Raw genomic sequence first — 16,286 nt, 5'->3', positions numbered from 1 at the left:
CCTCCCCGGTTCGTTCTGCGGGGTGTGAGCGAGAAGAACCGTGAGGGAAAGCGCACCGCCCGGGAGCGGCTGGCGGTCGAGCGTGAGAAGCAGAAGGCGGCGGAGAAGCGGCGCCGCACCCTGATCGTGGGTGCGAGCGTGGTCTGCGTCCTGGGGCTCGCGGCGGTGATCGGCGTCGTCGCGGCCAACGCGGGCGGGGACGACGAGAGCAAGGCGTCCGGCCCGGTCGTGGCGCCGTCGGGGGCCCAGGGCGAGGACGGCCTGGCCGTCCCGGTCGGCGAGGAGGACGCCAGGGCCACCCTCACGGTGTGGGAGGACTTCCGCTGCCCCGCCTGCAAGTCCTTCGAGCAGACCTACCGCTCGACGCTGAACGAGCTGACCGAGGCCGGCCGGCTGAAGGTCGAGTACCACCTGGTCACGCTGATCGACGGCGGCCTCGGCGGCAGCGGCTCGCTGAACGCGGCCAACGCCGCCGCGTGCGCCCAGGACGCGGGGAAGTTCGCCGCGTACCACGACGTGCTGTTCGACAACCAGCCGGCGGAGACCGACGACGCCTTCTCCGACGACGCCAAGCTGCTCGACCTGGCGGGCAAGGTCGACGGGCTCGACACCCCCGAGTTCCGCGCCTGCGTCGAGGACGGCACGCACGACAGCTGGGTGGTCAAGTCCAACGAGGCCTTCCAGAAGGGCGGCTTCAGCGGCACCCCGACGGTGCTGTTCGAGGGCGAGAACATCTACCAGGACCGTTCCATGACGCCCGAGAAGCTCAAGCAGATGGTCGAGGAGGCCGGCAAGTCCTAGGGGGCGCGGTCCCCGAGGGCCTGTTATGGAGCCGTAGCCGGGCTGCCTGCCGTGCGGGCGGCCCGGCACGGTAGCGTCGGTCCTGCCATGGAACTTGCCTACATTCCCAGCCCGTCGAGCGGGGTGCTGTACCTCGGCCCCGTCCCGCTGCGCGGCTACGCGTTCTGCATCATCATCGGCGTCTTCGTTGCCGTCTGGCTCGGCAACAAGCGCTGGATCGCCCGGGGCGGGCGGGCCGGCACGGTCGCGGACATCGCCGTCTGGGCCGTGCCGTTCGGTCTGGTCGGCGGCCGGCTCTACCACGTGATCACGGACTACCAGCTGTACTTCAGCGAGGGCCGTGACTGGGTGGACGCCTTCAAGATCTGGGAGGGCGGCCTCGGCATCTGGGGCGCCATCGCCCTGGGCGCGCTCGGCGCGTGGATCGGCTGCCGCCGCCGCGGCATCCCGCTGCCCGCCTACGCCGACGCCATCGCCCCCGGCATCGCCCTCGCGCAGGCCATCGGCCGCTGGGGCAACTGGTTCAACCAGGAGCTGTACGGGAAGGCCACCGACCTGCCGTGGGCGGTGGAGATCACCTCCTCCTCCGACGGCCGGATGCCGGGCACCTACCACCCGACGTTCCTCTACGAGTCGCTGTGGTGCATCGGCGTGGCGCTGCTGGTGATCTGGGCCGACCGGCGCTTCACGCTCGGCCACGGCCGCGCCTTCGCCCTGTACGTAGCCGGGTACTGCGCGGGCCGGTTCTGGATCGAGTACATGCGCGTCGACGAGGCGCACCACATCCTCGGCCTGCGGCTGAACAACTGGACGGCGATCCTGGTCTTCCTGCTGGCGGTGCTGTACATCGTGCTGTCCGCGCGGAAGCGCCCGGGCCGGGAGGCCGTGGTCGAGCCCGGCGCCGACGGACCCGCGGACGGGGAGAAGAAGGCCGACGGCGACGCGACCGGGAAGGCGGACGCCCCCGACGAGGACGCGAAGGCGGACGACACCACGGACACCGGCGACTCCGAGGAGTCCGAGAAGTCCGGGGACGGGGCCGGGCCGGCCAGGAAGGGCTGACCGCCCGCCGTACGCGTGCCGAGGGCGCCCGGGGACACCCCGGGCGCCCTCGCCGCTGCCGGCCGGCTCACCGCTTGTGCGCCAGCGCCAGTGTCCGGTGCGCCGCCGTCACCACCGCCGCGTCCACGAACGTGCCGTCGGGCAGGGCCTGCGCGCCCTGGGTGGCGGCCGCCGCCTTGAGGACCGTCTCCGCCTGCTCGACCTCCCGCTCCGTGGGCAGGTAGGCCCGCTCGATGACCGGGAGCTGGCGCGGATGGATCGCCGCCCTGCCCAGGAAGCCCAGGGCGCGCCCGCGGACGCAGGACGCCTCCAGACCCTCCAGGTCACGGATGTCGGGGTGCACGGACTGGGCGGGCGGGGCCAGCCCCGCCGCGCGCGCCGCGACCACCACCCGGGCCCGGCACCAGTCGAGCCCGGCGTCCTCGCGCACCCCCAGGTCGGCCCGCAGGTCCGCCTCGCCCAGCGTGATGCCGCGCAGCGCCGGGTGCGCGGTGGCCACGGCGTGGGCGTGCTCGATGCCGAGGGCGGTCTCCAGCAGCGCGTACAGGGGCGGGGGACCGCCGCGCGCGGAGACGGCCCCGCGCGCCGCCCGCACCACGTCGGACGGGGAGGACACCTTCGGCAGCCGCAGCCCCGACAGGCCCGGCGCCGGGGCCAGCGCCGCCAGGTCGGCCTGTCCCCAGGGGCCGGTGAGGGCGTTGACGCGGACGTGCACCGGCACCGGCTGCGGGTCGCGCAGCAGCTCGGCGGTGGCCGCGCGGGCGTACGTCTTCCGGTCCGGCGCGACCGCGTCCTCCAGGTCGACCACCACCACGTCCGCCCCGGAGACCAGCGCCTTCGCCACCACGTCGGGGCGGTCGCCGGGGGCGTACAGCCAGGTCAGCGGGGGGCCCTTCACAGCGCGCCCTCCGCCCGCAGCTCCGCCAGGTCGGCCGGGGTGAGGCCCAGCTCGGTCAGCACCTCCTCGGTGTCCGCGCCGTGCGGGCGGCCCGCCCAGCGGACCGCCCCCGGGGTGGCGGAGAGCCGGAACAGCACGTTCTGCATGCGCAGCGGGCCCAGCTCCGGGTCGTCGACCGTGGTGATCGTGCCGAGCGCCTGGTACTGCGGGTCCGCCATGACGTCCCGTACGTCCTGGACCGGGGCGACGGCCGCCTCCGCCTTCTCGAACGCGGCCAGCACGTCGGCGCGGGTGTGCCGGGCGATCCAGCCGCCGACCGCCTCGTCCAGCACGTCCGCGTGCCGGGCCCGGCCCTCGCCGGTGGCGAACCAGGGTGCGTCGATCAGGTCGGGACGCCCCACGAGCACCATCACCCGCTCGGCGATCGACTGGGCCGAGGTGGAGACGGCGACCCAGGTGCCGTCGGCGGTGAGGTAGGTGCCGCGCGGGGCGTTGTTCTGCGACCGGTTGCCGGTGCGCGGCTGGACGTGTCCGAGCTGGTCGTACCAGGTGGGGTGGGGGCCGAGGACGGCCAGGATCGGCTCGATCAGCGCCGTGTCCACCACCTGCCCCTGGCCCGTGCGGTCGCGGGCCGCGAGCGCGGTCATGATCGCGTACGCCGTGGTGAGGCCCGCGACGGAGTCCGCGAGGCCGAACGGCGGCAGGGTCGGCGGCGCGTCCGGTTCGCCGGTGAGCGCGGCGAAGCCGCTCATCGCCTCGGCGAGGGTGCCGAACCCCGGCCGGTGCGCGTACGGGCCGAACTGGCCGAAGCCGGTGACCCGCGCCAGCACCAGCCGGGGGTTGACCGCGGACAGCTCGGGCCAGCCCAGGTCCCACTTCTCCAGGGTGCCGGGGCGGAAGTTCTCCACGACCACGTCGGCGGTGGCCGCCAGGCGCAGCAGGGTGGCCCGGCCGCCCGGCGTGGACAGGTCGAGGGTGACGGTGCGCTTGTTGCGGCCGAGGACCTTCCACCACAGGCCGACGCCGTCCCTGGACGGCCCGTGGCCGCGTGAGGGGTCGGGGCGCCTCGGGTGCTCGACCTTGACGACGTCGGCGCCGAAGTCGCCGAGCAGGGTGGCCGCGAGGGGGCCGGCGAAGAGGGTGGCGAGGTCCAGGACGCGCAGGCCGGTCAGCGGGGGAGCGGTGGGGGCGGCGGTGGCCGGGTCGGGGGGTGTCATGGGCGGGACGCCTCCAGGTGGGTGAGACGGGCCAGGGAGTCGAAGCCGGCGCCGTCGAAGTCGCCGACGGAGGTGGCCAGGCGGTTCTTCAGCGGGGCCGTCCAGCGCTCGGGGAGCGCGCGGGGCGAGCCGGCGAGCAGCCCGGCGACGCTGCCGGCGGCGGCGCCGACCGAGTCGGTGTCCCAGCCGCCGGACACCGCGCGGCAGATCGAGGCGGTGAAGTCCCCGTCGGCGTGGGTGAGCGCGGCGGCCAGCAGGGCGGTGTTGGGGACGGCGTGCACCCAGTGGTGGGCGGCGCCGTGCGTCTCGTGCAGCAGGTCGGCCACGGTGTCGAAGTCGCCGTGCTCACGGGCCAGCCGCACGGCGTCGCGGACGGCCCGCGCGAGCCGGGAGCGGGGCGGGACGACGGTGAGCCCGGTGCGCAGACAGGTGTGCACGTCACGCTCGCCGCCGGCCGCGGCGGCGATGACGGCGGCGGTGAACATGGCCGCGTGGACGCCGTTGGCGGTGTGGGTGAGGGCGGCGTCCCGGTACGCCTGCTCGGCCGCGGCGCCCGGGTCGCCGGGGTTGGTCCAGCCGTGCGCGTCGGCGCGGATCAGGGCGCCGATCCACTCGCGGAACGGGTTGTGGTGGCGGGCGGTCAGCGGCGGCTCGAGCCCGCAGAGGAGGTTGCGGTAGGCGACGCGCTCGGCGGTGAAGGTGCGGCCGGCGGGCAGCTCGTCGAGCCAGACGCGGGCCACGTCGCCGGTGGTGAAGCGGCGGCCGTGGCGGCGCAGCACCAGCAGGGCGAGCAGCGGGTAGTTCAGGTCGTCGTCCTCGGGCATGCCGTCGATGTTCTCGGCGAGCGAGGTGGCCGCCGAGCGCCGGTTCCAGGGATGCCGGTCCAGCAGCCCGGCGGGGACGCCCCGGGCGGTGAACCAGCCGTTCAGCGGCCAGTTGCCGGCGGCGCGGGCGAGGTCGCGGATGGCGGTCAGGGGCAGCTTCTCCACCGGCTTGCCCAGCAGGCAGCCGGCCGCCCGGCCGAGCCAGGCCGCCTCCAGCCGCGCCTCGAACACCGGCCCCTCCCAGGCCGCCGGGGCGCCGGGGGAGACGGGCCACTCGGGGCACAGCGCCCGGATCGCGGCGAAGTCGGAGGGCTCGTCGTCGGCGAGGGCGCTGGGCAGCTCGGCCAGTTCGTCCAGCAGGTCGCCGGCCAGCAGGCGCAGGGAGCGGGAGGCCGGGCAGGGGGAGGCGCCGGCGGTGAGCGGGGCCGGGGGACCGCCCGCCGCGTGCCAGCGGGCGGCGACCGCCGACGCCTCCCGGCCGTCCAGCGCGGCCTGGCGCAGCTCGTGCCCGACGAGGTCCTCCGGCTGGACCCAGGTCAGCCGGAGCATCCGGCGCCTCCCAGCCGCGCGAACGCCCGCTCGTGGGCGCGGCGGCGCTCCACGTCCCGGGCGAAGACCTCGCGGGTCACCGCGGTGAGCGTGGCGGCCGGCTCCCACAGGTCGAGCCGGCTGGCCTCCGCCACGGTCTTGGCCCACTCCTCGGGCACCGGGGAGCCGAGCGCGCCGGCCACCGCCCCGGCCATCGTGGCGATGGAGTCGCAGTCGCGGCCGTAGTTGACCGCGCCCAGCACCGCGTGCCGGAAGTCGCCGCGGGCCACCAGCACCATGCCGAGCGCGACGGGCAGCTCCTCGATCGCGTGCAGCCGGGAGGGGCGCCGGGCGCCCAGCGACGGGGAGCGGTAGTCGGGACCCACGGTGTCGTACGGGGCGACCGCCTCGCGCAGCGGACGCAGCGCCGACTCGGCGTCGGTGTGCCGGGACGCCTCCGCGCAGACCTTCCCGATCGCCTCCCGGGTGCCGTCCTTGGCCAGGGACAGACACGCGGCGACGACCGACTCCGGGGTCGCGCCCGGCGCGCAGGCCGCCGCCACGGCCGCCGCGAACACCCCGGCGGCCTCCCTGCCGTACGACGACTGGTGGGCGCCCGCGACATCCAGGGCCTCGGCGTAGGCGGCGGCCGGGTGGGCGGCGTTGACCAGGCCGACCGGGGCCATGTACATCGCGGCACCGCAGTTGACGATGTTGCCCACGCCCGCCTCGCGCGGGTCGACGTGCCCGTAGTGCAGGCGCGCCACCAGCCACTTCTCCGCGAGGAAGATCCGGTGCAGCGGGATCGCCTCCGCCTCCAGCTCCGGGATCCAGCGCGGGTTCGTCATCAGGTCCGGGACCAGGTGCTCGGCGATCGCGTAGGCGTCCAGGTGGTCACGGACCCGCGCGTACACCCGGACCAGCGCGTGGGTCATCAGGGTGTCGTCGGTGACGTGCCCGTCGCCCTTGTGGTACGGCGCGACCGGCCGGGCGGTGCGCCAGTCGTCGCCGTGCCAGGGACCCACGACGCCGCGGACGCGGCCGCCGTGGCGCTCGGCGATCTGCTCGGGGGAGTACCCCTCGACCGGGCCGCCGAGGGCGTCGCCGACGGCCGCCCCCACCAGCGCCCCGGTGATCCGTTCCTCCAGGGACGGTGTGCTTTCCGTGCTTTCGGTGGACTCGTGTGTCATGCCGGGATCATCCTCCGGGTGCGGTCGGTCGGGCGGCTTCCAGCAGCCCGGCGAGTTCCACCAGGTCCGTCCCGGTGAGCCGGGGGAGCACGCAGCCGGACAGGGTGCGGCAGCTCTCCCGCCAGGACGCGGGGATCGCGGCGCTCCCGCCCAGCGCGCCGGTGAGGGCGCCGGCCAGCGCCGGGGCGGAGTCCGCCACCCGGGACAGACAGGCCGCCGCCGGGACCGCCTCCGCGATCCGGCCGCGGGCGGCGGTGGTCAGGGCGAGGGCGACGGGGACGGTCTCGGCGGCGGCGACGCCGTAGCTGTAGACGTGGTCGACGATCTGGTGCTCCAGCGGCGGCACCAGGGCGAAGGCGCTGCCGGCGTCCGCCGCGAGCGCCAGGGCGTGCCGGGCGTTGCGGCCGATCTCGGTGTCCTCGGGCAGCTCGGCGCAGGCGGCGGCCGCGCAGGCGTCCGGATCCGCCCCGGACAGGGCGAGGGACACGGCGGCGGCCATGGCGCGGGCGCCGTGCACGCCGTCGCCGTCCTGGGTGTAGCGGGCGTCGAACTCGGCGAGGTCGGCGGCGGCGCGGGGGTCGCCCGGGTGGGCCACGGCCAGCACGCAGGCCCGGACGCAGGCCGCGTCGTCGAAGTAGTGCGGGTTGTCGTGACCGGAGGCGGGCGGGCGCAGCCCGGTGGCGAGGTTGCCGAGGCCGGCGCGCACGGAGATGCGGGCGCGCAGCGGCAGCACGGCGGACTCGGTCTCGGGGGCCCGCTCGGTGGCCGCGGCGACCTCGGCCGCGACCGCGTTCCAGGTGAGGTCGATGGCGGCGCGGGTGCGGCGCTCCCGGCTCAGCTCGCCGAGCACGGTGTCGTCGCCCGCGCGCAGCACCGCCTCGGCGGCGAACGCGGCCCACTCGGCGTCGTCGGAGGGGCCGAGCCGGAGCGGCTCGGGGGGCTGGTTCAGGGCGATGGGGACGGGGAGCGTGGTGGTGGCGTTCTGCTCGGCGAAGGTGTCCAGCTCGCGGGTGAGGCGCCGGGTCCACTCGGGCATGCGGGCGGCGCGGTGCCGGGCGGCGGGCCAGCCGGCCGCGTCCCCGGCGGCGAGTCCGAGGAGCAGGCCCTCGACGGCCGCGCGGGACGGGCGGGGAGCGGGCGCGGCGGGTGTCCGCGGCGCGGGGGCCGCGTCGTCCCGGCCGGGTCCGGGGGCGAGCGTGTCGTCGGTGGTCGGGGCGGGGGTGGTGGAGGTCATGTGGGGGTCTCCGGGGTCAGCAGGTCCGCGATGTCGAGGACGTGGTGGCCCGCCATGGCGGGCAGGCAGGTGCCGCGGGCCGGGGCGATGGCCGCGGCCCAGTGCTCGGGGACGGCGGCGACGCCCTGGGTCGCCCCCGCCAGCGCGCCCGCCACCGCCGCCGTGGTGTCGGCGTCGCGGCCCATGTTCACGGCGGTCAGCACCGCGTGGGCGAAGTCGCCGTCGGCCGCCGCGTACGCGCCGAAGGCCAGGGCCACCGCCTCCGGGGCGAGGTCGGTCCAGGGGTAGCCGCCGATCACCACCGCGGCGCGGACCGCGCGCTCGCCGCGGTGGGCGGCGGTCACCGCGCGGCGCAGCGAGCGGGCGGTCCAGGAGTCGTCCGGCACCACCGCCAGCGCCGAGGCCACGACCGTGACCACCGGCGCCCCCGCCATGGCCGCCGCGACGCCGGCCGCCACCGCCTGCCCGCCGTAGATGCCCTCCCCGTCGTGGCTGACCGAGCCGTCGACCGCCGCGAGCCGGGCCGCCTCGTCGGGACGCCCGGCCGCGTGGACGCCGTACGGCGCCGCCCGCATCGCCAGGCCGTCGCTCCAGGCGTGCCGGTGCTGGGCGGAGATGGGCGCGGCCAGCCCCCGGCGCAGGTTCTCCAGCGTGCCGCGCTCGCTGAAGCCGGCGCCGCGGAAGGGGCCCTCGGCGCGGTCCGCGATCCACTCGTGCCAGGCCGCCTCCACGTGCGCGGGGGTGAGCGCGGAGCCGTGCCGGGCGGCCAGCAGACCGGAGAAGATCGCGTACTCGGTGTCGTCCGTGCCGGCCGGGGGATCGCTCACGTAGCCCGTGATGCGCCCCCACTTCGCGCGGATCTCGGAGGGCTTCATGTTCTCGGCGGGGGCGCCCAGCGCGTCGCCGACGGCCAGGCCGAGCAGCGCGCCGCGGGCCCGTTCGCGGAGCCCCGGGGCGTCCCCGGGCGCGGGCGCCGAGGGGATGCGGGCGGTCGATGCCATACGCGGCCTTCCTCTCAGGCGCGCCCCGCGGGGCGCGGGCCCTTTGCGGAACTGTCCCCGGTGCCGTGTCCGCCGCAGCCTCGCGCGCCGGAGCGTCACCCGGACGACATCCGCAGGGCCGTTCGCGCGGGCGGGGGCGGAGGACAAAACCGCTGGTTAGCCCAGCCTTTCCTTGCTGGCAGGGGGGTCCGCCGAGGCGTAGACTGGGTGACGTCAAAAGTTAGAACCAGTCCAAAACAGAGTCCGCATCACGTGCGAGCCGGCGCCCGGACGAGGGCGCCCGAGGAAGTCCAGGGGGACCCGGCATGGCCGTCATCGAGACCGAGGCGACGCTCCACGAGGCGCACCGCGACAACCACACCCACCGCGACGTGAACGGCGGATGGCTGCGCCCCGCGGTGTTCGGCGCCATGGACGGACTGGTCTCCAACCTCGCCCTGATGACCGGCGTCGCCGGCGGATCCGCCAGCCAGCAGACCGTCGTCCTCAGCGGCCTCGCCGGACTGGCCGCCGGCGCCTTCTCCATGGCGGCCGGCGAGTACACCTCCGTCGCCTCCCAGCGCGAGCTGGTCGAGGCCGAGCTGGACGTCGAGCGCCGGGAGCTGCGCAAGCACCCCGAGGACGAGGAGGCCGAGCTGGCCGCCCTCTACCAGGCCCGCGGGGTCGAGCCCGGCCTGGCGCGCGAGGTGGCCCGGCAGCTCTCCCGCGACCCCGAGCAGGCGCTGGAGATACACGCCCGCGAGGAGCTGGGCGTCGACCCCGGCGACCTGCCCTCCCCGGCCGTCGCCGCCGTCTCCAGCTTCGGTTCCTTCGCGCTGGGCGCGCTGCTGCCGGTGCTGCCGTACCTGCTCGGCGCGAGCAGCCTGTGGCCGGCCGTGCTGGTCGCGCTGCTCGGACTGTTCCTGTGCGGGGCCGTGGTGGCGAAGGTCACGGCGCGCTCCTGGTGGTACAGCGGCCTGCGGCAGCTCGCCCTCGGCGGCGCGGCGGCCGGCGTGACGTACGCCCTCGGGTCACTTTTCGGCACCGCCGTGGGATGACCTCTTGCGTCCATGCGGAGCATCGCATAAACAATCATTACTCACTGGTTTCGGCCGTGTGACCGATGGGCATGAGCCGTAAGCGCTGCAGGCAACGAGGCCGACGGCGTGCCCGGCGGAGGGGCGAAGAGGCCCCTTCCCGCCATCTGACCGACGGGCACCGATCTGCCCCTCGCGGTCCCCCGCACCTTTCGTCGACAGACGCGCCATCCCGTCGCGACCGGGTCGATGTCCGCATGATGGAACGGAACATCCCGGTGTCCGAGAGTCGACCCATCATGTAACCTGCACGAAATTTCGCTCCACGCAGAGGGCCAGCGTCGTCCCTCGGCACACCCACATGCCAGACGACGACGGGAGAGCCGATGCGTACGCCGCGCCAGCCGTCCCAGCATTCCTCGAAGGACCGCACGAGCTGGTCGTTCATGGATGCCCGCCCTGCCGCGCAGGGTATGTACGACCCCCGCGACGAGCACGACGCCTGCGGCGTCGGCTTCGTCGCCACCCTCACCGGCGAGGCGTCCCACACGCTGGTCGAGCAGGCCCTCACCGTGCTGCGCAACCTCGAGCACCGCGGCGCCACCGGCTCCGAGCCGGACTCCGGCGACGGCGCGGGCATCCTCTCCCAGATCCCGGACGCCTTCTTCCGCGAGGTGACCGGATTCGAGCTGCCCGGGGCGGGCGGTTACGCCGTCGGCATCGCCTTCCTCCCCGAGGACGGCGCCGACGAGGCCGTCGCCCGCATCGAGGAGATCGCCGCCGCCGAGGAGCTCACCGTGCTCGGCTGGCGCGAGGTGCCGGTCGCGCCCCAGCTGCTCGGCGCCACCGCCCGCTCGACCATGCCGGTCTTCCGCCAGCTCTTCGTCACCGACGGGCGGAGCCAGGGCATCGACCTGGACCGCAAGGCGTTCGTGCTGCGCAAGCGCGCCGAGCGCGAGGCGGGCGTCTACTTCCCGTCGCTGTCCGCGCGGACCCTCGTCTACAAGGGCATGCTCACCACCGGCCAGCTCGAGCCCTTCTTCCCGGACCTGTCCGACCGCCGCTTCGGCTCCGCGATCGCGCTGGTCCACTCCCGGTTCTCCACCAACACCTTCCCGTCGTGGCCGCTCGCGCACCCGTACCGCTTCGTCGCGCACAACGGTGAGATCAACACCGTCAAGGGCAACCGCAACTGGATGCGCGCCCGCGAGTCCCAGCTGATGTCGGACCTGTTCGGCACGGAGAAGGACCTCGAGCGGATCTTCCCGGTCTGCACCCCCGACGCCTCCGACTCGGCGTCCTTCGACGAGGTGCTGGAGCTGCTGCACCTCGGCGGGCGCTCGCTGCCGCACTCGGTGCTGATGATGATCCCGGAGGCGTGGGAGAACCACGGCTCCATGGACCCGGCCCGGCGCGCCTTCTACCAGTACCACGCCACGATGATGGAGCCCTGGGACGGCCCGGCCTGCGTCACCTTCACCGACGGCACCCAGGTCGGCGCCGTGCTCGACCGCAACGGCCTGCGCCCCGGCCGTTACTGGGTCACCGACGACGGCCTGGTCGTCCTCGGCTCCGAGGTCGGCGTGCTCGACATCGACCCGGCCAGGGTGGTCCGCAAGGGCCGCCTCCAGCCCGGCCGCATGTTCCTCGTGGACACCGCCGAGCACCGCATCATCGAGGACGACGAGATCAAGGCCGCCCTCGCCGCCGAACATCCCTACGCGGAGTGGCTCGAGGCCGGCGAGATCGAGCTGTCCGACCTGCCCGAGCGCGAGCACATCGTGCACACCCACGCCTCGGTCACCCGCCGCCAGCAGACTTTCGGCTACACCGAGGAGGAACTGCGCGTCCTCCTCGCCCCGATGGCCAAGTCCGGCGCCGAGCCGATCGGTTCGATGGGCACCGACTCGCCGATCGCCGCGCTCAGCGAGCGCCCGCGGCTGCTGTTCGACTACTTCACCCAGCTCTTCGCGCAGGTCACCAACCCGCCGCTGGACGCGATCCGCGAGGAGCTGGTCACCTCCCTGCGTTCCTCCCTGGGCCCCCAGGGCAACCTGCTGGAGCCCACGGCCGCCGCGTGCCGCAGCGTCACCCTGCCCTTCCCGGTGATCGACAACGACGAGCTGGCCAAGCTCATCCACATCAACGCCGACGGCGACATGCCCGGCTTCAAGGCCGCGACGCTCTCCGGCCTGTACCGGGTGGCGGGCGGCGGCGAGGCCCTCGCCGCCCGCATCGAGGACGTCTGCGCCGAGGCCGACGCCGCCATCGAGAACGGCGCCCGGCTGATCGTCCTGTCCGACCGGCACTCCGACGCCGAGCACGCGCCGATCCCGTCGCTGCTGCTCACCGCGGCCGTCCACCACCACCTCATCCGCACCAAGCAGCGCACCCAGGTGGGCCTGCTGGTCGAGGCCGGCGACGTCCGCGAGGTCCACCACGTCGCGCTGCTCATCGGCTACGGCGCCGCCGCGGTCAACCCGTACCTGGCCATGGAGTCCGTCGAGGACCTGGTCCGCGCGGGCACCTTCCTGCCGGGCATCGAGCCCGAGCAGGCCATCCGCAACCTCATCCACGCCCTCGGCAAGGGCGTTCTGAAGGTGATGTCCAAGATGGGCATCTCCACGGTCGCCTCCTACCGCGGCGCCCAGGTCTTCGAGGCCGTCGGTCTCCAAGAGGCCTTCGTGGAGAAGTACTTCAACGGCACCACCAGCAAGATCGGCGGCGTCGGCATCGACGTGATCGCCAAGGAGGTCGCCGCCCGCCACGCCAAGGCGTACCCCGCCTCCGGCATCGCCCCGGCGCACCGCGCCCTGGACATCGGCGGCGAGTACCAGTGGCGCCGCGAGGGCGAGCCGCACCTGTTCGACCCGGAGACGGTCTTCCGCCTCCAGCACTCCACACGCTCCGGCCGCTACGACATCTTCAAGAAGTACACCGAGCGGGTGAACGAGCAGTCCGAGCGGCTGATGACGCTGCGCGGCCTGTTCGGCTTCAAGCCGGACCGGAAGCCGGTCCCCGTCGAGGAGGTCGAGCCGGTCTCCGAGATCGTCAAGCGCTTCTCCACCGGCGCCATGTCGTACGGCTCCATCTCCCAGGAGGCGCACGAGACCCTCGCCATCGCCATGAACCAGCTGGGCGGCAAGTCCAACACCGGTGAGGGCGGCGAGGACCCGGAGCGGCTGTACGACCCGGCCCGCCGCTCCTCCATCAAGCAGGTCGCCTCCGGCCGCTTCGGCGTGACCAGCGAGTACCTGGTCAACGCCGACGACATCCAGATCAAGATGGCCCAGGGCGCCAAGCCCGGCGAGGGCGGCCAGCTCCCCGGCCACAAGGTCTACCCGTGGGTGGCGAAGACCCGCCACTCCACGCCGGGCGTGGGACTCATCTCCCCGCCGCCGCACCACGACATCTACTCCATCGAGGACCTCGCCCAGCTGATCCACGACCTGAAGAACGCCAACCCCCGGGCGCGCGTTCACGTCAAGCTGGTCTCCGAGGTCGGCGTCGGCACCGTCGCCGCGGGCGTCTCCAAGGCCCACGCGGACGTCGTGCTGATCTCCGGCCACGACGGCGGCACCGGCGCCTCCCCGCTGACGTCGCTGAAGCACGCCGGCGGCCCCTGGGAGCTGGGCCTCGCCGAGACCCAGCAGACGCTGCTGCTCAACGGCCTGCGCGACCGCATCGTCGTGCAGACCGACGGCCAGCTCAAGACCGGCCGCGACGTCGTCGTCGCCGCCCTGCTCGGCGCCGAGGAGTTCGGCTTCGCCACCGCCCCGCTGGTGGTCTCCGGCTGCGTCATGATGCGCGTCTGCCACCTGGACACCTGCCCGGTCGGCATCGCCACCCAGAACCCGGTGCTGCGCGACCGCTACTCCGGCAAGGCCGAGTACGTGGTGAACTTCTTCCGGTTCATCGCGCAGGAGGTCCGCGAGCTGCTGGCCGAGCTGGGCTTCCGCTCCGTCGAGGAGGCCGTCGGCCACGCCGAGGTGCTCGACGTGACCCGCGCGGTCAACCACTGGAAGGCGCAGGGCCTGGAGCTCGAGCCGCTGTTCCACGTGCCCGAGCTGCCCGAGGGCGCCGCCCGCCACCAGGTGATCGCCCAGGACCACGGTCTGGAGAAGGCGCTCGACAACGAGCTGATCAGGCTCGCCGCCGACGCGCTCTCCGCCTCCGGGGCCGAGGACGCGGCGCCGGTGCGCGCCCAGGTCGCCATCCGCAACATCAACCGCACGGTCGGCACCATGCTCGGCCACGAGGTGACCCGGAAGTTCGGCGGCGCGGGCCTGCCCGACGACACCATCGACATCACCTTCACCGGCTCCGCCGGCCAGTCGTTCGGCGCCTTCGTCCCGCGCGGTGTCACGCTGCGCCTGGAGGGTGACGCCAACGACTACGTCGGCAAGGGCCTCTCCGGCGGCCGGATCGTCGTCCGGCCGGACCGCGGCGCCGACCACCTCGCCGAGTACAGCGTCATCGCGGGCAACACCCTCGCCTACGGCGCCACCGGCGGCGAGATGTTCCTGCGCGGCAAGGTCGGCGAGCGGTTCTGCGTCCGCAACTCCGGCGCGCTGGTCGTCTCCGAGGGCGTGGGCGACCACGGCTGCGAGTACATGACCGGCGGTCGCGCGGTCGTCCTCGGCGAGACCGGACGCAACTTCGCGGCCGGCATGTCCGGCGGCGTCGCCTACGTCATCGACCTCGACCGGGACAACGTGAACGCCGGCAACCTGGACGCCGTCGAGGCGCTGGACGACGCCGACAAGCAGTGGCTGCACGACGTGGTCCGCCGCCACCGGGACGAGACGGGCTCCACCGTCGCCGAGAAGCTGCTCGCCGACTGGGACACCGCCGTGCGACGCTTCAGCAAGATCATCCCCAGCACGTACAAGGCAGTGCTCGCCGCCAAGGACGCCGCCGAGCGAGCCGGTCTGTCGGAGACCGAGACCCACGAGAAGATGATGGAGGCGGCGATCAATGGCTGACCCGAAGGGCTTTCTGAACCACGGCCGCGAGGTCGCCGCGTCCCGTCCGGCCGAGGAGCGCACGAAGGACTGGAACGAGGTCTACGTCCCCGGCTCCCTGCTGCCGATCATCAGCAAGCAGGCCAGCCGCTGCATGGACTGCGGCATCCCGTTCTGCCACAACGGCTGTCCGCTCGGCAACCTCATCCCCGAGTGGAACGACTACGCCTACCGCGAGGACTGGGGCGCGGCGAGCGACCGGCTGCACGCCACGAACAACTTCCCCGAGTTCACCGGGCGGCTGTGCCCCGCCCCGTGCGAGTCGGCGTGCGTGCTCGGCATCAACCAGCCGCCGGTCACCATCAAGAACGTCGAGGTCTCGATCATCGACAAGGCGTGGGAGTCCGGCGACGTCGCGCCGCGGATCCCCGAGCGCCTGTCCGGCAAGACCGTCGCGGTCGTCGGCTCCGGCCCCGCGGGCCTGGCCGCCGCCCAGCAGCTGACCCGGGCCGGCCACACCGTCGCCGTCTACGAGCGCGCGGACCGCATCGGAGGCCTCCTGCGGTACGGCATCCCCGAGTTCAAGATGGAGAAGCGGCACATCAACCGCCGGATCGAGCAGATGCGCGCGGAGGGCACCAAGTTCCGCACCGGCATCGAGATCGGCCGCGACATGCCGGCGACCGCGCTGCGCAAGCGGTACGACGCCGTGGTCCTCGCCGTCGGCGCGACCACCGCGCGCGACCTGCCGGTGCCGGGCCGCGAGCTCAAGGGCATCCACCAGGCCATGGAGTACCTGCCGCTGGCGAACAAGGTGCAGGAGGGCGACTACGTCTCCCCGCCGATCACCGCCGAGGGCAAGCACGTCGTCGTGATCGGCGGCGGCGACACCGGCGCCGACTGCGTGGGCACCGCCCACCGCCAGGGCGCCGCCTCGGTCACCCAGCTGGAGATCATGCCCCGCCCGAACGACGAGCGGGACCCCCTCTCCCAGCCCTGGCCGACCTTCCCCATGCTCTACAAGGTCACCAGCGCCCACGAGGAGGGCGGCGAGCGGATCTACTCCGTCTCCACCACCCACTTCGAGGGCGACGAGGACGGCAACGTCCAGTGGCTGCACCTGGTCGAGGTCGAGTTCGTGGACGGCAAGCTGGACCGGAAGCCCGGCACCGAACGGAGGATCCCGGCCCAGCTGGTCACCCTCGCCATGGGCTTCACCGGCACCGACCGGGAGAACGGCCTGGTCGAGCAGTTCGGCCTGGACCTCGACGAGCGCGGTAACATCGCCCGCGACGCCGACTTCCAGACCAACGTGCCGGGTGTGTTCGTCGCCGGCGACGCCGGCCGCGGCCAGTCGCTCATCGTGTGGGCGATCGCCGAGGGCCGGTCGGCCGCCCGCGGCTGCGACCGGTACCTGACCGGGGCGAGCGAGCTGCCCGCCCCGATCCGCCCGACGGACCGCGCCCTGGCGGTCTGACACCCCGAACACGTCCCGCACAAAGGCGTGCGGAACACCGCGGCGCCTGCCCGCCAGTCCCCGACCGGACCCCT

General features: G+C 74.2%; 11 protein-coding genes. 5 read left to right on the top strand and 6 right to left on the bottom strand.

From position 1 onward, the window contains the following. Positions 1-24 precede the first annotated feature (24 nt). Together ACIQ8B_RS00450 and lgt are read left to right on the top strand one after the other, a co-directional pair. Positions 25-801: a DsbA family protein gene (locus ACIQ8B_RS00450; RefSeq protein WP_403544161.1), complete on the top strand. Its 777-nt coding sequence runs from the start codon at positions 25-27 to the stop codon at positions 799-801. Between the two features lie 87 nt (positions 802-888). Beyond that, positions 889-1,863, top strand: a complete 975-nt coding sequence (lgt, locus tag ACIQ8B_RS00445; protein WP_290007162.1) for a prolipoprotein diacylglyceryl transferase — start codon at positions 889-891, stop codon at positions 1,861-1,863. A gap of 67 nt (positions 1,864-1,930) precedes the next feature. On the opposite strand, the gene ACIQ8B_RS00440 is transcribed toward lgt, so the two are convergent. Genes ACIQ8B_RS00440 through ACIQ8B_RS00415 form a run of 6 tightly spaced genes read right to left on the bottom strand, consistent with a single transcriptional unit; the run spans position 1,931 to position 8,755 of the window. After that, complete coding sequence (locus tag ACIQ8B_RS00440) at positions 1,931-2,761, bottom strand: CoA ester lyase (protein WP_290007164.1); 831 nt, start codon at positions 2,759-2,761, stop codon at positions 1,931-1,933. Beyond that, on the bottom strand, positions 2,758-3,978 hold the full coding sequence (locus ACIQ8B_RS00435; RefSeq protein WP_403544158.1) for a CaiB/BaiF CoA transferase family protein: 1,221 nt from the start codon (positions 3,976-3,978) through the stop codon (positions 2,758-2,760). The genes ACIQ8B_RS00440 and ACIQ8B_RS00435 overlap by 4 nt, the downstream gene beginning before the upstream one ends. Next, on the bottom strand, positions 3,975-5,351 hold the full coding sequence (locus ACIQ8B_RS00430; protein WP_403544156.1) for an ADP-ribosylglycohydrolase family protein: 1,377 nt from the start codon (positions 5,349-5,351) through the stop codon (positions 3,975-3,977). Before ACIQ8B_RS00430 ends, ACIQ8B_RS00435 begins: the two co-directional genes overlap by 4 nt. After that, the gene (locus ACIQ8B_RS00425; RefSeq protein WP_403544154.1) at positions 5,339-6,520 is read right to left on the bottom strand and encodes an ADP-ribosylglycohydrolase family protein; all 1,182 of its coding nucleotides are present in this window, start codon (positions 6,518-6,520) and stop codon (positions 5,339-5,341) included. Before ACIQ8B_RS00425 ends, ACIQ8B_RS00430 begins: the two co-directional genes overlap by 13 nt. 7 nt (positions 6,521-6,527) lie before the next feature. After that, entirely contained in the window at positions 6,528-7,754 is a 1,227-nt protein-coding gene (locus tag ACIQ8B_RS00420; protein WP_290007170.1) for an ADP-ribosylglycohydrolase family protein, read from the bottom strand. Beyond that, a complete protein-coding gene (locus tag ACIQ8B_RS00415) occupies positions 7,751-8,755 on the bottom strand; it encodes an ADP-ribosylglycohydrolase family protein (RefSeq protein WP_403544152.1) in 1,005 nt (334 codons plus the stop codon). The genes ACIQ8B_RS00420 and ACIQ8B_RS00415 overlap by 4 nt, the downstream gene beginning before the upstream one ends. A 305-nt stretch (positions 8,756-9,060) precedes the next feature. Between ACIQ8B_RS00415 and ACIQ8B_RS00410 the strand changes: the two genes are divergently transcribed. From ACIQ8B_RS00410 to ACIQ8B_RS00400, 3 genes are all read left to right on the top strand, one after another. Then, a complete protein-coding gene (locus ACIQ8B_RS00410; RefSeq protein WP_403544150.1) occupies positions 9,061-9,792 on the top strand; it encodes a VIT1/CCC1 transporter family protein in 732 nt (243 codons plus the stop codon). Between the two features lie 365 nt (positions 9,793-10,157). After that, positions 10,158-14,756, top strand: a complete 4,599-nt coding sequence (gene gltB / locus ACIQ8B_RS00405; protein ID WP_403544148.1) for a glutamate synthase large subunit — start codon at positions 10,158-10,160, stop codon at positions 14,754-14,756. After that, positions 14,749-16,212, top strand: a complete 1,464-nt coding sequence (locus ACIQ8B_RS00400; RefSeq protein ID WP_403544146.1) for a glutamate synthase subunit beta — start codon at positions 14,749-14,751, stop codon at positions 16,210-16,212. The genes gltB and ACIQ8B_RS00400 overlap by 8 nt, the downstream gene beginning before the upstream one ends. Positions 16,213-16,286: the final 74 nt, after the last annotated feature.

This window comes from Streptomyces sp. NPDC096105 (assembly GCF_044763335.1).
In the GTDB taxonomy this organism is placed as follows: domain Bacteria; phylum Actinomycetota; class Actinomycetes; order Streptomycetales; family Streptomycetaceae; genus Streptomyces.
The sequence above is the reverse complement of the archived record's forward strand: the minus strand, read 5'-3'. Positions and strand labels throughout refer to the sequence as shown.

Excerpts from the sequence above, each read along its gene's own strand:
- lgt (WP_290007162.1), top strand. The coding sequence starts at position 889 with ATGGAACTTGCCTACATTCCCAGCCCGTCGAGCGGGGTGCTGTACCTC.
- ACIQ8B_RS00435 (WP_403544158.1), bottom strand. The coding sequence starts at position 3,978 with ATGACACCCCCCGACCCGGCCACCGCCGCCCCCACCGCTCCCCCGCTG.
- ACIQ8B_RS00430 (WP_403544156.1), bottom strand. The coding sequence starts at position 5,351 with ATGCTCCGGCTGACCTGGGTCCAGCCGGAGGACCTCGTCGGGCACGAG.
- ACIQ8B_RS00425 (WP_403544154.1), bottom strand. The coding sequence starts at position 6,520 with ATGACACACGAGTCCACCGAAAGCACGGAAAGCACACCGTCCCTGGAG.
- ACIQ8B_RS00420 (WP_290007170.1), bottom strand. The coding sequence starts at position 7,754 with ATGACCTCCACCACCCCCGCCCCGACCACCGACGACACGCTCGCCCCC.
- ACIQ8B_RS00415 (WP_403544152.1), bottom strand. The coding sequence starts at position 8,755 with ATGGCATCGACCGCCCGCATCCCCTCGGCGCCCGCGCCCGGGGACGCC.
- ACIQ8B_RS00410 (WP_403544150.1), top strand. The coding sequence starts at position 9,061 with ATGGCCGTCATCGAGACCGAGGCGACGCTCCACGAGGCGCACCGCGAC.
- gltB (WP_403544148.1), top strand. The coding sequence starts at position 10,158 with ATGCGTACGCCGCGCCAGCCGTCCCAGCATTCCTCGAAGGACCGCACG.
- ACIQ8B_RS00400 (WP_403544146.1), top strand. The coding sequence starts at position 14,749 with ATGGCTGACCCGAAGGGCTTTCTGAACCACGGCCGCGAGGTCGCCGCG.